The 17,161-nt window shown below is 54.4% G+C and carries 13 protein-coding genes; all 13 read right to left on the bottom strand.

Going from position 1 to position 17,161, the window contains the following annotated elements; genetic code table 11:
- Positions 1 to 44 precede the first annotated feature (44 nt).
- The 13 genes from B5E84_RS10745 to rny all read right to left on the bottom strand — a co-directional run bounded on the left by B5E84_RS10745 (position 45) and on the right by rny (position 17,160).
- Complete coding sequence (locus B5E84_RS10745; RefSeq protein WP_087222556.1) at positions 45 to 680, bottom strand: sortase; 636 nt, start codon at positions 678 to 680, stop codon at positions 45 to 47.
- Complete coding sequence (locus B5E84_RS10740) at positions 661 to 1,701, bottom strand: Cna B-type domain-containing protein (protein ID WP_087222554.1); 1,041 nt, start codon at positions 1,699 to 1,701, stop codon at positions 661 to 663. The genes B5E84_RS10745 and B5E84_RS10740 overlap by 20 nt, the downstream gene beginning before the upstream one ends.
- Entirely contained in the window at positions 1,692 to 2,567 is an 876-nt protein-coding gene (locus tag B5E84_RS10735) for a class C sortase (RefSeq protein WP_087222552.1), read from the bottom strand. Before B5E84_RS10735 ends, B5E84_RS10740 begins: the two co-directional genes overlap by 10 nt.
- Before the next feature lie 83 nt (positions 2,568 to 2,650).
- On the bottom strand, positions 2,651 to 4,150 hold the full coding sequence (locus B5E84_RS10730) for an isopeptide-forming domain-containing fimbrial protein (RefSeq protein WP_087222550.1): 1,500 nt from the start codon (positions 4,148 to 4,150) through the stop codon (positions 2,651 to 2,653).
- A 34-nt stretch (positions 4,151 to 4,184) separates the two neighbouring features.
- The gene (locus B5E84_RS10725; protein ID WP_087222548.1) at positions 4,185 to 9,170 is read right to left on the bottom strand and encodes a SpaA isopeptide-forming pilin-related protein; all 4,986 of its coding nucleotides are present in this window, start codon (positions 9,168 to 9,170) and stop codon (positions 4,185 to 4,187) included.
- A gap of 21 nt (positions 9,171 to 9,191) precedes the next feature.
- Complete coding sequence (gene lepB / locus B5E84_RS10720) at positions 9,192 to 9,788, bottom strand: signal peptidase I (protein ID WP_087222546.1); 597 nt, start codon at positions 9,786 to 9,788, stop codon at positions 9,192 to 9,194.
- Positions 9,785 to 10,297, bottom strand: a complete 513-nt coding sequence (locus tag B5E84_RS20840; protein ID WP_204248575.1) for a hypothetical protein — start codon at positions 10,295 to 10,297, stop codon at positions 9,785 to 9,787. The genes lepB and B5E84_RS20840 overlap by 4 nt, the downstream gene beginning before the upstream one ends.
- A gap of 206 nt (positions 10,298 to 10,503) precedes the next feature.
- On the bottom strand, positions 10,504 to 11,109 hold the full coding sequence (locus tag B5E84_RS10710) for a recombinase family protein (RefSeq protein WP_087222544.1): 606 nt from the start codon (positions 11,107 to 11,109) through the stop codon (positions 10,504 to 10,506).
- Between the two features lie 600 nt (positions 11,110 to 11,709).
- Positions 11,710 to 12,597 (bottom strand): site-specific tyrosine recombinase, encoded by an 888-nt coding sequence (locus B5E84_RS10700; RefSeq protein ID WP_087222540.1) that lies wholly within the window; start codon positions 12,595 to 12,597, stop codon positions 11,710 to 11,712.
- A gap of 274 nt (positions 12,598 to 12,871) precedes the next feature.
- The gene (locus B5E84_RS10690) at positions 12,872 to 13,399 is read right to left on the bottom strand and encodes a stage II sporulation protein M (RefSeq protein ID WP_162612849.1); all 528 of its coding nucleotides are present in this window, start codon (positions 13,397 to 13,399) and stop codon (positions 12,872 to 12,874) included.
- Between the two features lie 208 nt (positions 13,400 to 13,607).
- Positions 13,608 to 14,162 (bottom strand): NUDIX hydrolase, encoded by a 555-nt coding sequence (locus B5E84_RS10685; RefSeq protein ID WP_087222534.1) that lies wholly within the window; start codon positions 14,160 to 14,162, stop codon positions 13,608 to 13,610.
- A gap of 72 nt (positions 14,163 to 14,234) precedes the next feature.
- A complete protein-coding gene (locus tag B5E84_RS10680; RefSeq protein WP_087222533.1) occupies positions 14,235 to 15,200 on the bottom strand; it encodes a hypothetical protein in 966 nt (321 codons plus the stop codon).
- 418 nt (positions 15,201 to 15,618) lie between these two features.
- The gene (gene rny / locus B5E84_RS10675) at positions 15,619 to 17,160 is read right to left on the bottom strand and encodes a ribonuclease Y (protein WP_087222531.1); all 1,542 of its coding nucleotides are present in this window, start codon (positions 17,158 to 17,160) and stop codon (positions 15,619 to 15,621) included.
- Position 17,161: the final 1 nt, after the last annotated feature.

Below are 17,161 nucleotides of genomic sequence, written 5' to 3'. Positions count from 1 at the left end.
GCCTTTGTCATCCTCTGTCATCCTCTCCCGGCCCCTATTTCTGCCTATTCCGCCCAGTCACACCGCACCGTCACCCGGGACTGGCCTCCCAGGGTGCAGGTAAACAGCGTCAGCGCCCAGTCTCCCGCCTCCATCTCCCGGATGTCCGTGGGAGCCAGAACCTGGGTTTCCGCCACCTCGTAGGAAAATACATTTCCGTCCACGTCCGTAAACCTCACCCGCGCTCCCGCCGGCAGCTCCCCGAGCCGTCCGAAATGAGCGCGGTAATTGTGGGCGGCGATCACCAGATTTCCCCGGTAGGCCGTTCCCCGGTAGCGGCAGGGGGCTATCCTCAGCCTGGGATAGCTCCACTGGCTCATCACCGGCAGGGAAAGGCCTAAGGAGGGGATTTCCAGCGTGCCGATGTACTCGTTTCCCTCCACCTCCACCGTGGGCATTTCCATCTCCGGATCCAGAAGGTAGTCCGGAATCTCCTCCTCCCCCGGCCCGGCCAGCACTTCCCGCCATTCCTCAGAACCCGTCAGGCTGTCCAGTTCTTCCAATACCTGGCTGGTGCTCCCTTCCGCCCTCCGGTCATCCCACAGGTTATATCCCGTCAAAAGAAGGGCCGCCGCCATCAGCAGCAGCCCCGCGGCTCTCAGATACGCGCCCGGCCGTCTCTTACCTCTCGGATTCTTCATGGCGTCCCCTTCCCCAGCCGATCAGAAACAGGAACAGGCCTCCGCAGGCCAAAAACGGCACCGGCCACCACAGCACTCCGGTCTGCGGCAGCATTGCCATGGGCACCAATTCCTCCTGGATGTACTCCACCGGCGGCAGGCCGCCTCCCGGCACCGGCTCCTCCGGGATGTCCGTGGACGGACCGTAGGTATTGGTCATCACAAAGGTAATCCCCTCCTGGGAAACGGAAACGGTGTAGTCTTCCGGCGTTTCCTCCTCCGCCACCTGCCAGCGGCCGCCCTTCTCCAGATCGGTCCAGGTATGCCGCCAGTTGTTCTCCTGATTTAAGGTCACTGTATCGTACACGTCCCCGTCCCTCAGCAGCTGGACGGTGATCTCCTCCGGACGGCTTTCCCCTTCGTCCCCTCTCCAGGCCTTGAGGACCTTCCGGCTTACGGTGCCGCCGTCGTCCCCGCCGCCGCTGCCTCCCGGCGGATCGTAGGTGCTGCCGTACTTTCCGGCAACCGCCTGGGTATAGCTCCATTCTCCCTCCGGGCTAAGGCCGGGCAGGCTGACGAGGAAGGATTCCGGCGTGTAGGTATAGCGCCCCTGCTCATATCCGTTTCCCGTCACCAGGTAAAGCCCTGTGGACAGCCCGGAAAAGGACGCCAGACCGTCCCCGCCTGTCACCGCTGTCCGCTCCGGAGAGAGGCCGTCCCGGGCGATGTACGCGTCCAGAGTCTGGGCCAGCGCTCTCCAGCCGGAGCTGTCCAGCCCTTTCAGGGAAACGGGATAAGCGGCGAAACTCCCCGTCAGGGAAAAGGCTCCGGTCTCAGACATCTCCGCCACCCGGTAAAGCTGAAATTCCACCCCGGAAAATCCCGTCCCCTCGTGGCCAAAGTATACGGTCAGGGAGGTTTCCCGGCTGGGATCCATGGTTTCCGCCCCCTGGGCCATTCCCTGAAAGCAGGGAAGAAACAGGAGCAGCGCCGCCGCGAACACGGCCAGCCCTTTCCGGTATTTTTGTATGTTTACAAGCATTTCTCCTCATTCCTTTCTTTTTTGTCCTCTATTTTTCTCTTTTTCTTTTTTCTGCCCTTTGAGCCGCTGAACAGCAGCCAGAGCAGCAAAAGAAACAGCATGGGAGCCGCCACCGCCGGGGCGACTAAAATCGGCTCAATCTGCATGGCGTCCGCCGTAACCCGGATGCCGGAAACCTCCGCCTGGCTTTCAATCCGATGCCCCCGCACCAGGAGGCGGTGAGAATTGATGCCGTAAGGGGTGCAGGTGACCAAAGTGCACAGATCCTGCCCGTCCTCAATGTCCAGCAAATCTACCTCCTGGGGCTCCACAATGTGAATCTGATCCACTTCGTAGGTCAGCACCTCATCCAGCACCCGCAGGAGGAAGGTGTCTCCCTCCGCCAGCTTGTCCAGATCGGTAAACAGCTTGGCAGACGGCAGTCCCCGATGCCCGGAAACCACGCAGTGGGTGCCGGAACCGCCCACAGGAAGGGACGTCCCTTCAATATGGCCGATGGCGATCTGCAGCACCGTATCCTCCACACCGTGATAAACGGGCAGAGATACCCCGATGGACGGGATCTCGATATAGCCCATAATGCCGTTTCCGGAAATATTTAACAGGCTCTCGTACAGCGCGTGTTCTTCCTCCGTAGGCTGGTAGCGCTGTTTCCGGTTGGACAGATTGGCATTGTACGCCTGTGCGTCCGACCAGTAGTGTTCATAGGAAATATCATCCAGCTCCGCCACCGCCTCTGCGTAGCTGGCAATGGCCCGGGACTGATGGAGCGAGTTCCAATAGTCGCTGGCTGTGGGGTACAGCAGCAAGGACAGCCCTATGAGAAAAACAAGGGTCAGCAATATGGTCGTTCCATTTCGTTTCATATAAAGCTCTCCTTACCGCTGTAGCCGGGGAGGACTGTGCCTCCCCGCCTGCAGCAGATGCTAAAAAATGGTTCAAATAGAGATTACTTGTCCTCCATCATGCTCATACGCCTTCTGGTGATCAGCAGGATGCCAGCTCCAACTACCAGGATACCGCCTAAAAGGTAGAAAATGGTGGTACCCATGCCGCCGGTCTCCGGAAGGGTGGCGCCGGACTGGTTGACAACGTCGGCGCTCAGGGAACCTTCACTGGTGCTAGAAGTAAACTCGATCTCGCCGGTGGTGGCATTGCCGTTCAGAGAGGTCAGAGTGGGATTGTCGGAAAGAATATCATGCTCTGCTGTAATGGTGAACTCGATGGGGTCGATGGTGTTGTAGCCGCTAGGAGTCACAGTCTCGGTCAGTTTATAAGTACCATCATCCAGGCCTGTAAATTCAAAACTGGTCTTATCATCTTCCACAGTAAATTCTTTCACCAGTTCATAACTGCCATCTTCCTGTTTCTTTTCCAACTTGAAGGCTGCTCCGGTCAGGGGTTTCTCCTCGCCGTCTACCTTGTTGATGATCGTTTTGTATGTAAATACGATAACGGTATCATCCGGGGTCTCACCGGTTTCTCCGCCCTGTTCGTCGTTGGGGTTATTGGAGAACTCTAAATGTGCGGTATTGGGGTTACCTTGGGAGCCGATAACGGCGTTGCTGTTCAGCTCGGATTCATATTCTACCGTGATGACGGAACCGGCATGAACGGACTCAATATCTTTCAGATCGTCAAACCGTACCTCAAAGGTACAGCCATCTTCCAGGCCCTCAGTAACAATCTCGTAACCCGTTGATATTACCTCTCCATCTACCTTAACTACTACAGATTCCTCATCAAAGGTCAGGCCATCACTCTCCATATCGTGGAAGATAAACTGGTAAGCCTTATAATTATCGTAATTAGACGCAACAGTACCCGTAAGTTTAAACGGCACTTTATCGCCAATATCCCAGTCAGCAGAATCCTGCCAATCAGAAACATCTGTGTCCGTCGTGTCATTAATATCCTGGACTTTCTTGTTAAATTCCGGAACAGCAGCTTTCGGAGAGATAGTCACATCGCCCACGACCTCCACAACGTAGAGAGTATAAGACTCATTCTCATCGCCGTCCAGCGCGCCGTCCACATCTTTGATCAGGTAGTAGCCGCCGGGCACCTGCAAAGGAGTGCCATTCGTGACCGTACCGAACTCATCGCTTTCCAGGTCGACATATTTGGAAATGACCTCCAGCTTTGCTGTATCGGTGCCGGTAGTACCGGTCAACTCTGTAATAATCTCCGCAGAGACAGCCTCGCCTTCCGTACCTGTACCATTCTTACCCCACTTGACATTAGACAGAGTTACCTTTACATTGTCATCTGTACCGCTACTGGAGTAATCTCCGGTAAAGATCTGGTAAACTTCATAGGTGTGGTCATTGCTGGGAGCAGTGATGGTATATTTAGTCTCCGCCGCAAACGCCGGAACAACCATCACCATGGCCATGACGAGTGAGAGCATCACAGCCCAGATTTTTTTCATTGCTTTCATTGGTTTCATACTTCCTTTCCTTTTTATTTGTTAAAATAGATATTTATATGTTATTTGCGCGTATCAGGGAACCTCCCCCCCCCTTTCTGCGCAAAATCATATACATCAGGCCCGCCAGCGCCATCAGCGCAAAGCCGCCCATGGTAAATAAGAACACACCAGGCCCGCCGGTCTCCGGCAGGAAGAACCCATTGGCACGGTTGATAATTACCAACTCACCGGTCTGGATTCCGCCGCTGTTGTAGGAAGAGTAGATTACTTCAAAGCCAGGGATAGTGGTTTCTTCTACATAATAGTAAACAGTTTGTTTTTGAGCATTTTGTTTGGGCAGATCGTCCCATGTGTGAGACCAATTTCCCTCTCTATTGAGCGTGACTGTCTCATAAACCACAGCTTCCCCTATGGGAACACGATAAGGCTCGGTATAGCCGGAAAAGCTGATCTTATCAAAACGATTTCCTTCATTTTGGTCTGTTGGACTAATTTCTACCACTGTATTATCCGTAATTCCATCAATAGTATATGTCCAAACTTGTCCACTACCGGTAGGAACAGAAACTTTCTCTCCATTTCCCACCTGAATATCCAAGCTATCCTTATAAACACCAGTAATTTGAATTGTCAAGTTACTGCCTTCCGCCACTTTCACTGTTTCCGTATGTGTTTGTGACCAGGATAAATGCCCGGTAGAATTTACCGTCACCGTTTTCGCATTACTATCCACCGCCTGCTGATACAACGTCACATCCACATGATCCGCCCCCGGCGGTATCGTCATACCAGAGTCATCCTTCCACAGCTTTTTCACTGTCAGCTCTGTGGGCTGATTTTGCACATAGATTGCGCCGGAAGTGGTTAGGAATTTCACTTTTTCCGAATCAACGCCGTTCAGTGCGCCGCTGTTTTTCAGTTCATCTTTTACAGTATCTATCGTTTTACCATTTTCTAGCCATACAAAATAATATGGCTCCGTATCATCGGAATTATATCCAGAAGGTGCTTCTATCTCCGTCAAACAATACAGCGTGTTCTCCTTAAAATTCCAGTTACTATACTCCTCATCTTGTGTGTAACTTAACACAAACTGACCATTTTCATCCGAAGTAAGGTCATCCAACAGCGTTTTCCACTGACCATTTTGGTAAACCTCCAGCTTAAACACCGCCCCCGGCAGCAGCTTGCCGTAATTGGTGGCGTCCACTTTATAGATGGTCAGCTCTTTTTTGGTGGCAGTCGCGCTGGAGGAGGTGTCCTCCAAGATCACCTCGTTACTGCCTCCGGAGCCGGTTCCGCCCGTGAGGTGTGCCTCATTTTTAATCGTCAAATCTCCTGCGGCGTTTCCCCGGTCAATCACGTATTCATAGACCAGCACACAGGCCGTTTCATCCGGCAAAGTGAAAGTCAGCTTATACTCCGTCTCGTCATAGGTATAGCTGTACAGGCTGGAATCCAGTGCAGTTCCGCAAAGATTTTCCGCCTTTGAATCGTAGTGGTACAGTTTGACACTGCCCGGCCGAAATTCGGCTCCGGCCGCTGACCCCACATCCAACTGATCCCACATGGTAATAAAATCTTTGCCCGGCACCAGATCCTTTGCGCCGGCATTGATGACCACCGAATAGCGGATTGTATTGGACAAAAGCGGATTTCCGTCTTTGTCCTGTATGGGATCCCCGTTAGCATCGTACTGCGGGAGCTGTTCGCCGGTTTTTTTGATGTCCGGCACTTCCCGATCCACCGTGACATCCGTCTCGTCGCTCTCACTGCCCCATGTCACCTCATTCCGGTAAAGATGGCTCCCTAAACCAGGATTTTCCGTCCAGAGGGGGTCGTCCTTGATGGAAAGATCGTAGTACACTGCCAGGACATGGTACTCCCCATTTCCGTTGTAGCCGTCGTCGATGGTGAAGGTTACCGGAGTGGTTCCGTCGGAGTTGGTTGCACCCACTACGGCGTGGATATGTTCCGAGGCTTTATATGAACCATTCCCATCATATTCATACCAGTCATGTACATAGAAAGCCATTTTCACCGAGTCTTCCACCAGCGTAGCCCCCTTGGGGAGCAGGTCGGTCAAGGTGATGTCACCCTGAGTGCTCGCGTCAGTATGGAGCAGCAAGCGGTAGTGGATCACTCCGCCGGATTCCTCGTAATCAATAGTGATAGAATCGCCGGTGTAACTGCTCCCCCCATCTCCTGTGATGCTGGCCTGCTTTTCCAGCTTTTTAGGCGGCGTGTAGCCGGTACTGCTCTCACTATCATGACCAGGGATACTCCCCTTGTTGGCGATGGTATATGGCCCGTCGCCGGTCAGTTTGTTATAATCCACCTGGGTCTGATACCGCAGCTCAATGATCTGGCCGGTGACTTTCTCCTTGGCCGCATCCAGGAATTTCACCTGGAAACCGGTGAGATGGGTCTGGCTTGTAAAATCAGCGATGACATTGCCCTGGGCGTCGCAGATCTGATAGTCCGTCCCCCGCTCCAGCGCCGTGCCGTTGACCGTGACGGTCATCTGGCCCAGCAGGGCGGCGGTGATGTAGTGACTGCCTGCCACCGTTTCACCATTCACGGTTGCGTCAATCAGGGTGTCCGTGTAGATCAGCTTATCCAGATCTACTCCCGTTTTTGGCACCGTGATGCGGGACACCCACTTGTAAGTCCCCACCTCGTCCGTAGATTCGTTCTGATCTATGCCATCGAAACTCTTTCCTACGTTGTATCCCTGGGTCTGGCCACTAACGTTTCCGCCAGCCTCATAATGGTCATTACCCCCCTCCAGCTCCGCCTTGTTGGACACCGTCCAGGACTGGCCCGGCTCACCCTGGGGCGCGTCGGTCTCATAGGTGATGGTGTAGCTGTCGCTGGAGCCCGCCGGGAACGTATATGGTAAAGTGATGGTCTGGCTGCTCCCGTTCGACCCGGTCATAGTGATCACCGTGCCTGCCGGGATGCTGACGGTTTCGCCGCCGATGGTCATAGTGTCCTTCAGAACATAGCCGCTAATATCCTGCATATCCTGGTTCAGCTTGATGGTCCACTGAATCTTCCCAGTCCCACTGTTGTAGCTGCCCCATTTCTGAATCATCTGCTGGGAGATGGTCACAGTGACCCCACTGCTGTTGTTATCGCCGCCGCTGGTGCCGGTGGCATTGTTGTTCACACTGGAGGAGCCGCTGCTGTCGCTGGATTCCTCCGGTGTGGCAGTGTAGGTCACCACATACTTTTCCCCAGCCTCCAGTTTCGGCAGATTTTCGATGGTAAATTTCTCCGGGCCGCCTGTCCAGGCTGTACCAAATTCCGGGGTATAGCCGCTGACCGTTTCCTGCGTGCCGTCCGCCTTCACCTTGACAATCTGGAAACTGTCCTTATCATAAGCAGCGCTGGTATCTCCAGTGCCAAAACTATCACTGATGGTCACAGTATCTTCCGTCCCTTTTGTCGTAGAGACCGTGACGGTATAGTGCAGTTTCCCATCCTCCTTATTGTAGGAGCCCTCCTTCTCCACACGAATATCCGTGGGCGAGGCGTTGGGCTTTACCGTGATGGTTCCGCCGCTCCCGCCAAACTCGATCTCCTGTTCACCTCCCCCTGAATCAGCAGACAGCGTGCCCTCAAAGCGGATCATACCATTAAAGGGCTTATCGTCCGCAAAAGTGTTATTGAAAGTAATGGTAATCATACCATCCGTCCCGATGACATAAGCTCCCACCGGAGTCTGACCGTCGTACACCGTGCCGGACTCCTCCCGAGAAAGCCGGATGCCATCCGGAAGCTGATAATGAATCGTCTGATTGGCCGCTCCCACCGTATTGGCCGGGATCGTATAGTTAATCTCCACCCGCACAGAGTCCCCATCTGTAAACTCCGTCCCGGGCACCCACTGGCCATTCTCCAGCTTTGACACCGTCACACTGGTAATGTTGTCTGTAAAATCATGGCTGTTCTCATTATCCGCCAGCCCAGCGATTTCCTCCTCGAACAGGGCCATATTCATGACACCAAAATCCTCGGAAAGGAAATCCTCCTTCTCCACCGTCGCCCAGCTGGTGGCGTTTTCCGGGATCTCAAAGGGCAGTTCCTCCAGCCAGGACAGCTCCACCGTGTCCTCTGCCCGCCGTTTCGCCTCCTTCAAAGTCCCGCCGCTGCCGAAGGTGATCACCAGAAATCCTTCTTCTTCCACATCTCCCGGCTGATCCAGTATCAGCTCCACAGGCTCGTCCAGTTCCAGCTCCTCCTCGTCCATATCAGAAGGGGTGGCCGTCCCATAGGAACGGGCTACGGAGGGAACCTGATGCCAGGACAGGAAAAACTTCTCATCCCCGGCATTTTCCGCGGAAACCCGGATTTCCCGCCGGATTCCGTTTTCCTTCACCGGCACGGCAGCCAGATCGCTGCCGGTGGCCACGGGATCAGAAGACGTTTCCGGATCCACCCCGGGAGAGGTTTCGGCGGAAGGGCCGTTTTCTGGGGTACGGCCGCTCTCCGGCGCATACAGCTCCGACGGTGTCTGCACGGGATCGGGCACCTCCAATACCTCCTCCCGAATCCAATCGTCGCGGTAGCGGTCCACACCGTTGATCCAGGGGAGCTCAAACCGGACCGACTGTCCACGCTCCAGCGTAAACCAGTACTGGACCGTTCCGTCCCCCTCATATTCCCGGAACAGCTTTATTTTCTGTCCCGTCTCATCCTTAATAAAAGCCGCGTCATTCTCAAAGTCTATCCGGTTTTCATCCAACCCGGCGTTATCCCCGTCCGCAATGAGCACAAACACCGTTTCTTCCCTGTCGTCCTCCGCCTCCGCGAAGACTTCTGTGTAGATCGTTCTGCCCAAAGCGATTTCCGAAGGGGTGGCCGTGATTTCCAGAATGCTGTGTTCCATCGTAATCGCCGGCAAAATCAGCAGATAGGTGGTCACAAAAACCACCGCCGCCGCCATACCGGTCACAATCCTCAGCCACCAGCGATACCGCCGCTGATCCCGTATAAAACCCAACGCCTGGGTCAGAAGATTCTTCTGATCCATCGGCTGATCCTCCTTCCATACTTATTTCAAAGGTCCGAAAACGGCCAGCGGCCAGACCCGGAACACCAATTTCCCCACGATCTGTTCCTCCGCCACACAGCCTACCGCGCTGTTTCGGCTGTCCGAGGAGGTGGAACGGTGGTCGCCCATGACAAAAATGCGGCCATCCGGCACCTGATAAGGCAGCCTGATGTCACATTCTCCCAGCGCCCGCTCCGTCAGATACGGTTCACTGAGCGGTTTTCCGTCCACCGACACATTTCCGTCCTCGTCTATGTCCACCCACTCGCCGGGTTTCCCGATGACCCGTTTTACCAAAATCTTATTGTTAAACCAAAACGCGATAATGTCGCCGCGTTCAAAAGCCCCGCCCTTCACGGATACCACAATATCCCCGTCTACCATCGTCGGCGTCATGGAAGACCCGTAAATCCGCAGAACCGGCAGGAATAACGTAGCCACCAGCACCGCCGCCGCTGCCACCGTGATGAGCGTGTAAACGGTGCTGCGGAGCACCCGGTTATACCGTTTTCGGTAGGATTCCCGTTTCAGCTCGCCTTCCAGCTGCGCCACCGTGGGAACCTGTGAGAGCTTTGTTTTCCGTCCTTTTCCTATCATGTCTTTCCTCCGGAAAACAGCATCTGTTTCAGTTCCTCATGCTCTTTGCAGAAAGAATCCAGCCGCGCGGAAACCTCCGCCCAATAAGCCTCCGACTTCTTTTTCGCGTCTTCCTCCAGTTTCTGGCATTTTGCCCTGGTTTCTTCTTCCAGCCTGCGGGCCGTCTCAGCCGCCTCCCGCTGCTGTTTCTCGATGTTTTCCTGACATTCTGCCTCTCTCCGGACACAGTCCGCCTCCCGCTTCGCGCAGATTTCCTCTATATCCTCGCTGCGCTGGCGAACGCTGTCCAAATACTGCTGGGCCGCGGCCTGCGCCGCCTCAAACACTCCATTCAACCGCAGTGCCGCCTCGGCAATAGAACCAGCCTGCTCCATACAGAGCTGCCGGTTCTCCAATTCTGCCTTTATTCTCTCTAATTCTGCCTGCAGGGCATCCCGCTCACGGCCCTGGGAAATCAACAGCTCCAACAAATCCTTTCGGCTCAGTCTCCGCAGTTCCCGATCAGTCACAGCGGTGTCCTCCCTTCCTGTCGCTTTATGCGGATGGTGTCGAAAGCAGACTTTTAAAGCCAGATATTGTAAAATAAAAATGAGCCGCTGTACCTTTCTCACTATACTAAATATAGAAAATAGATACAGCAGCCCACTATATATTGAAAACTATATGTACACACAGGGATGGTTTTGAAAGTCTACCCTAAAAAACCGGTGAAATTTCACAAACTTTTCTCCATTCCACTCCCCCATTTGAGGAATGTACTGTGCACTACGCCCAATTCCGCGGCCGCGGCCCGGGCCGTGACCTCTCCCCGGCGGAATTTTTCCCACAATCCTCCGAATTCCTCGGGAATCGGTTTCTTCTCTCGCCCAAACTTCACTCCCCGCGCTTTCGCCGCCGCGATCCCTTCCGCCTGGCGCTGACGGATGTTTTCCCGCTCCACCTGGGCCACATAGCACAGGATCTGCAGCACCAGATCCGCGATGAAGGTCCCCGTCAAATCCTCCGCCTTCTGTCTCGTGTCCAAAAGCGGCATATCCAGCACCACAATATCGGCGTGTTTCTCTTTAGTGATCAGCCGCCACTGCTCCTGAATCTCCCCGTAGTTGCGGCCCAGGCGGTCGATGGCCTTAATTACCAGCACGTCTCCGGAATGGAGTTTCCGCAGCAGCCGCTTATACTGGGGGCGCTCAAAATCTTTTCCGCTGAGCTTATCCGTAAACACCTTCTTCTCCGGCACGCCAAACTCCCGCATAGCCAAAAGCTGACGTTCCTCGCACTGATCCTTCGCGGACACCCGGACATACCCATACACTTCACTCATATAAATCCCTCCTGATTCATTTATTTATTGTATAGGATAGTTTGCCTTCCAGAAAAAGTTTCAATGCACACAAAAAACAACAGGATTGCCCCTTTTTTAGACGGTCTTCTGCCCCCAATCGGAACTTATTTTCTCATTATTGTAAAAAGCTCCCGAAAACAGGCGTCTCCCCCCATTCCCAAGCCGCCGCCCGTCCCCTTCTGTACACGGCGTTTTCACGTCCCCCCTCCCTCAAATCTGCAGCCGTCACAATTCTCCCGCTGCCAGTCTGCTCCTTCCTCCCGCCGGATCCTCCAGACACCTGAGCCTTAAGAAAACGGCCCCAAACGTGTTTTTCCAGACGGCCCTTTTCCTCCAGGCGAAATACGCCTTCCGCCGGAGGCTTTTGTGGCATCGGAAATGCAATTTCTACACATAAAAAAGTGTGCGCTTGGCGCACACTCGCGCCGGAGCGCGGCTGCGTCAGCAGCCATATTCCTCTGCGCGGAGTGCGCCTCCCGCCGGAGGCTTTTGTGTCATAGGGAACGCAGTTTCCTACTATGACACAAAAAAATTCCCCTGCGCACAGCAGAGGAATTCTCATTTCATGTTTCCCGGGCCTCAATTCCTGGGATGGGTTTCCTTATACACGTCTCTTACCGCATTTTCCTGGGAGTAAGCCATATACGCCTGAGTGGTCGCCATATCCGAATGCCCTAACATCGCCTGGACAGCGTGCACATCCGCCCCGTTCCGCAGCAGATGGGCGGCGAAGGAATGGCGCAGGGTATGGGGCGTAATATCCGCCTGGATCCCCGCCTTTTCCCCGTAATACTTGATGATTTTCCAAAAGCCCTGGCGGCTCATGGGCTTGCCGTTACAGTTTGTAAAAAGCCACTCCGACTCATTTCCCTTTAAAAGCGTCTGTCTGGCCTGGTCCATATAGTTTAACAGGGACTGCTTGGCCACCTTTCCAAAGGGGACCGTCCGCTCCTTCATCCCATCCCGGCAGGTGATAAAACCTACGCTTAAATTCACGTCCTCCACCCGCAGATGGATCAGCTCCGACACCCGGATTCCCGTGGCATACAAAAGCTCCAGCATGGCCTTGTCCCGAATCTCCTTGGGCGCCTCCCCTCCCGGCTGGGCCAGCAGGCAGTTTACCTCGTCCACCGTCAGAATGGTAGGCGCTTTCTTTTCCACCCTGGGCGCCTTCAAAAGCTCCGCCGGATCCCGATGAATCCGCCCGCAGCTCACCTCATAATGGAAAAACGCCTTCATGGACGCCAATACTCTGGAAATGGTGGTAGTCGCCTTCCCCTCCTTCTCCAGATACAAGATATAAGAATTGAGGCTGGTCTTTGTCACCTTGGACGCCTCATGGATTCCCTTTTCCCGCAAAAACGCCGCCATCTGCAGCAAGTCCCTCTGGTAGGAAACCTCCGTGTTCACGGACGTCCGCTTCACCTCTCTCAGATAGACAATAAACTCTTTTATGTCCTCTACCATGGTTATCCCCCTAAACAATCCCCATAACCTGACTTATCCACCATAATCAGGCAAAAAACAGGCTCGTGCTCACATTATATCCCCATTTTTCCATAAAATCAAACATATTTTTCCCACTTTTCCACCATTTTCCGGCTGATTTACATAAAAAATACAACATATTGGAGGGCCATCCGTTTTCCCTCAATATGTTGTAATAAAAAACGCGAAATTTTTTGCGGATTTCCAGGCTCCCGAGGCGGAAAAAACGCCCCAAAGCCCATTTTTTCCACCTCTACCGGCGCAGCAGCCCCCTCAGCAGCCACGGGCTTATCACGCCCTCGCACCAGATCCCGGCAGCCAGCAGAACCGCTCCCGCCAGCACATAGCGGATGGGAATCCGCATACGCCGGCCTGCGGCCCCCGCCAGAAACAGCCATACCGGGAGGTAACAAGCTGCCTGGGGCAGCACCGTAGCCAGGTAAACCGCCAGGCCCATCATCCCCTTTTCACAGGTGAGCACAGATAAAACCACCGCCGCCGAGCACCCCAGATACGCGGCCAGCAGACAGCACAGCGGCCTGGCCGCCGCCGTCAGCCCGGCTCCCCAGAGAAGAACCGTTTCCCCCAGCCGCTGGAGCGCCGCCGCCCGCATCAGCTCCAGCCGGCTCCCGTTTCCATATACGCTGCCCGCCAGCAGGCTGCCCATTCCCGCCGCCTGCTCCCGCAGCTGCGGCTCAAGAAGGTTTGCCATCACGGTTCCCGCCACTGCTCCCGCCGCCAGCGCCGCCAACAGCCAGTCCCCATACCGCTTTCTCAACATAACAAACGCCCCGCGCATATCCTTATTCCCAAACTATGCGCGGGGCCAGCTGTTTATGACTGTATTTTCGTTTTCTACTGGTTCTGCGGCCTGCGGCCTTTGGCGATGGCCTCACCGCCACTCCGGGTTCCGCGGCAGCCCGTTCTTACTTCGGCTGTCCTTGCGGCCGTTCCCACCGTCTTTCCGCTCTCAAATCCTTCCGCTTCTTTTACCGGCAGAATTTTCTCGCGTAAGCCAGGATCCCGGCGATGGTCTTGCCGTCTGTCATCTTTCCGGAGTAAATGAGCTCCTCCAGATCCTTTACCTCCCAGGCCTCCACGTTGATCTCCTCATCCTCGTCCAGATGCTGCTTGGACGGGATCAGATCCCTGGCCACAAAAATATCAATCGCCTCATTGCAGAACGCCACTGTCGTGTTCACGCTGATCAGATACTCCATATGCTCCGTGCGGAAACCGGTCTCCTCCTCCAGTTCCCGGTACGCGCACTGGATCTTCGGCTCATCAGGCTCATCCAGCTTTCCCGCCGGCAGCTCCAGGGTATAGCGGTCCAACGCGTTGCGGTACTGCCGCACCATCAGGATCTTTCCCTCCGCGGTCACCGGCACCACCGCCGCCGCGCCGTCGTGATGAATATAGTCCCAATGGGCAATGTGTCCATTGACCTCCACCACATCCTCATACACATTGAGAATGTTTCCCTGGTACTTTAAGCTCCGCTCCAGGCGTTTTACCGGAGTTTCCTGATTTTTCTGATCTGACATATCTCCTCACCTCTGTCTGTTATTTTAAGCCGCTGTCCCGGCACTGTCATCCCGGCCGCGCGGCCCTCGGCCTTATTCCTGCACCCAGGCTCCCGTGCTGTCCACGTAATACTCCGTATCCGGCACGTAGGCGCCCCGCAGCATCGACCCGTCCGCTCCCACGTAATAGTAGACTTCACCGGTCTTCACCCAGCTGTTTTCCAGCATATAGCCCTGCTCATTAAAATAGTACCACTTGCCGTCAATTTTCTGCCAGTCCTCTGCCGTGTTAGAGCCGTCCTCGTTCCGGAACCACCAGCCGTTTTCATCGTGAACCCACTCTCCGCCGTCGGGATTGTCGCTGCGGAACTGGGCCGCCGCCATGCTGTCAATGTAAAGGCCTCCTGTGCTGGCCCATTTTCCCTTCACTTCCCAGTTTACCCGGCTGACTGGGCGCACCTTCACCGTGTAATTAGCCGCCTTCGTCATAAGATAACCGAAATCCACGGTGGTGCTCTGTACCGTCTGGGTGCCTCCCACTGTGGTGGAATTGCGGATCAGACGGACCTCGTACTGACCGGCGCCCTGCACCGCGTTCCAGGTGGCCATGCCGTTCTTCTCCAGGGTCACCGTCTCGATCTCATCCATCCGCCCCGCCATGGAAGGCAGATCCATGGTGATTTTCAGCTGGGTGGAATCCATGCCGGACGGTTTCACCGCCTCCACGTAGGTCGCCCCGTCCAGGTGCACATCTGAGCTCTTTAAGGAGAAATAATACCCCTCCTCCGCCGTCAGATACACCTCAATCCTGGGCACGTCCTCCTCCGTCCAGTAAAATCCGGTGTTTGTAATATCACAGGATTCCACGTAATACTTCTCACTGTCCTCCTCAATCTCAATCTGAGCCGGATCCATGTCATCCCCAATTCTCATATCTGAAGTCACCGACAGATTGACGGAGGAAATTTTCTTCCTGCTGGCCGCCGCCGGAACGATGGTTGTCCCCACCGCCATCGCCGCTGCCAGCACAATCATCGCTGTCTGTTTGTACCTTGTCATTTTCTGCACACTCCTTCCTTTCTCTACTCTAACCGCTGTCCGCGTCAAAGTCAATTCCCTTCCAGGAATTGACTGAAAAACGTAAGACTTCGTTTCCCGGTATCTATAAAATGCGCGCGGATGCCGCCATTTCCCTCTAAACAGCGCCCCGCACCGAAACGAGCCTGCGCCAGTAGCTAATTTCCTCTGCGCGGAGTACGTCTCCCGCCGGAGGCTTTTGTGGCATAGGGGCGCAGTTTCCTACATAAAAAGTGTGCGCTTGGCGCACACCCGCGCCGGAGCGCGGCTGCGTCAGCAGCCAATTTCCTCCCCGCGGAGTACGCCTCCTTGCGGAGCATTCTTATTTCACAGAAAACGCAGTTTCCTGTGAAATAAAGAAAAAGCCTCACTAGCATTTTATCTAGCAAGGCTCTTTTCCTTATTTCGCGTAGTCGGTCACTCTTGATTCCCGGATCACATTCACCTTGATCTGGCCCGGATACTCCAGCTCCGCCTCGATCCTCTTGGAGACCTCTCTCGCAAGGAGAACCATATCGTCGTCGCTGATCTGCTCCGGCACAACCATAATCCTGACCTCCCGGCCAGCCTGAATGGCAAAAGATTTGTCCACTCCCTTGAAGGAGTTGGTAATATCCTCTAACTGTTTCAATCTGTTTGTATATGTTTCCAGAGTCTCTCTCCTTGCGCCGGGTCTCGCGGCTGAAATCGTATCGGCCGCCTGCACCAGGCAAGCAATCAGGCTCTGCGGCTCAACGTCGCCATGATGGGCCTCCACCGCGTTAATTACCACGGCAGACTCTCTGTACTTTCTGCACAGCTCCACGCCCAGGCGCACATGAGTGCCCTCCATCTCATGGTCAACGGATTTACCAATGTCATGTAACAGTCCAGCACGCTTTGCCATCCGCACATCCACTCCCACTTCCGATGCCAACAGCCCTGCAAGCTGTGCCACCTCGATGGAATGCTTCAGCGCATTCTGCCCATAGCTGGTTCTGAATTTCATTTTGCCCAGAAGTTTGACAAGCTCCGGATGAATTCCGTGAATTCCCACCTCAAGGGTAGCGGCCTCGCCGTCCTCCCTCATATTGGCTTCCACTTCCTTCTGAGCCTTCTCTACCATTTCCTCAATCCTAGCCGGATGGATACGTCCGTCTACAATCAAACGCTCCAGCGCGACTCTCGCCACTTCTCGCCGAATCGGGTCAAATCCCGACAGCACAACCGCCTCCGGGGTGTCGTCAATAATCAGCTCCACGCCGGTCAGCGTCTCCAGGGTACGGATATTCCGTCCCTCACGGCCGATAATACGGCCCTTCATCTCATCATTGGGAAGCTGCACCACAGAGACCGTCGTCTCTGCCACATGGTCAGCGGCACATCTCTGAATGGCGGTTACCACGTAATCCTTCGCCTTCTTGTCCGCTTCCTCTTTGGCTTTCGCTTCCAGTTCCTTGATCATTTTCGCGGTGTCATGCTTGACATCTTCTTCCACAGATTTTAAGAGAAATTCTTTTGCCTGTTCGGAGGTAAGGCCGGAAATCTTTTCCAGTTCCTGTATCCCTTTTTCATACAACGCCTCAACTTCCGCAGTCTTTTTTGAGAGTTTCTCCTCTCTGGCAGCCAGACTGGCTTCCTTCTTTTCCATTGCTTCGGACTTTTTGTCCAGGTTTTCTTCTTTGCTCAGTACACGCCGCTCGTATTTCTGAAGCTCTGCCCGTCTCTCCTTCGTCTCTTTTTCCAGCTCATTTTTCGTCTTTAACGACTCTTCCTTCGCCTCCAGGAGAGCTTCGCGCTTCTTGGTTTCCGCGGTTTTCAACGCTTCATCTATTATTTCTCTGGATCGTTCCTCAGCACTGCCAATGGTACTTTCGTAAGCCTTTTTCCGGTGATTGACAGCGGTGACCCAGGTAATAGGAGCTACAATAATAATTGTAACAATTACAGCTATTACTGACACA

Origin of the sequence: Lachnoclostridium sp. An14 (genome assembly GCF_002160755.1) — a bacterium.
Taxonomy (GTDB): domain Bacteria; phylum Bacillota; class Clostridia; order Lachnospirales; family Lachnospiraceae; genus Lachnoclostridium_A.
This window is presented reverse-complemented; position numbering and strand designations above follow the sequence as displayed.

Excerpts from the sequence above, each read along its gene's own strand:
- B5E84_RS10745 (WP_087222556.1), bottom strand. The coding sequence starts at position 680 with ATGAAGAATCCGAGAGGTAAGAGACGGCCGGGCGCGTATCTGAGAGCC.
- B5E84_RS10740 (WP_087222554.1), bottom strand. The coding sequence starts at position 1,701 with ATGCTTGTAAACATACAAAAATACCGGAAAGGGCTGGCCGTGTTCGCG.
- B5E84_RS10735 (WP_087222552.1), bottom strand. The coding sequence starts at position 2,567 with ATGAAACGAAATGGAACGACCATATTGCTGACCCTTGTTTTTCTCATA.
- B5E84_RS10730 (WP_087222550.1), bottom strand. The coding sequence starts at position 4,150 with ATGAAACCAATGAAAGCAATGAAAAAAATCTGGGCTGTGATGCTCTCA.
- B5E84_RS10725 (WP_087222548.1), bottom strand. The coding sequence starts at position 9,170 with ATGGATCAGAAGAATCTTCTGACCCAGGCGTTGGGTTTTATACGGGAT.
- lepB (WP_087222546.1), bottom strand. The coding sequence starts at position 9,788 with ATGATAGGAAAAGGACGGAAAACAAAGCTCTCACAGGTTCCCACGGTG.
- B5E84_RS10710 (WP_087222544.1), bottom strand. The coding sequence starts at position 11,109 with ATGAGTGAAGTGTATGGGTATGTCCGGGTGTCCGCGAAGGATCAGTGC.
- B5E84_RS10700 (WP_087222540.1), bottom strand. The coding sequence starts at position 12,597 with ATGGTAGAGGACATAAAAGAGTTTATTGTCTATCTGAGAGAGGTGAAG.
- B5E84_RS10690 (WP_162612849.1), bottom strand. The coding sequence starts at position 13,399 with ATGTTGAGAAAGCGGTATGGGGACTGGCTGTTGGCGGCGCTGGCGGCG.
- B5E84_RS10685 (WP_087222534.1), bottom strand. The coding sequence starts at position 14,162 with ATGTCAGATCAGAAAAATCAGGAAACTCCGGTAAAACGCCTGGAGCGG.
- B5E84_RS10680 (WP_087222533.1), bottom strand. The coding sequence starts at position 15,200 with ATGACAAGGTACAAACAGACAGCGATGATTGTGCTGGCAGCGGCGATG.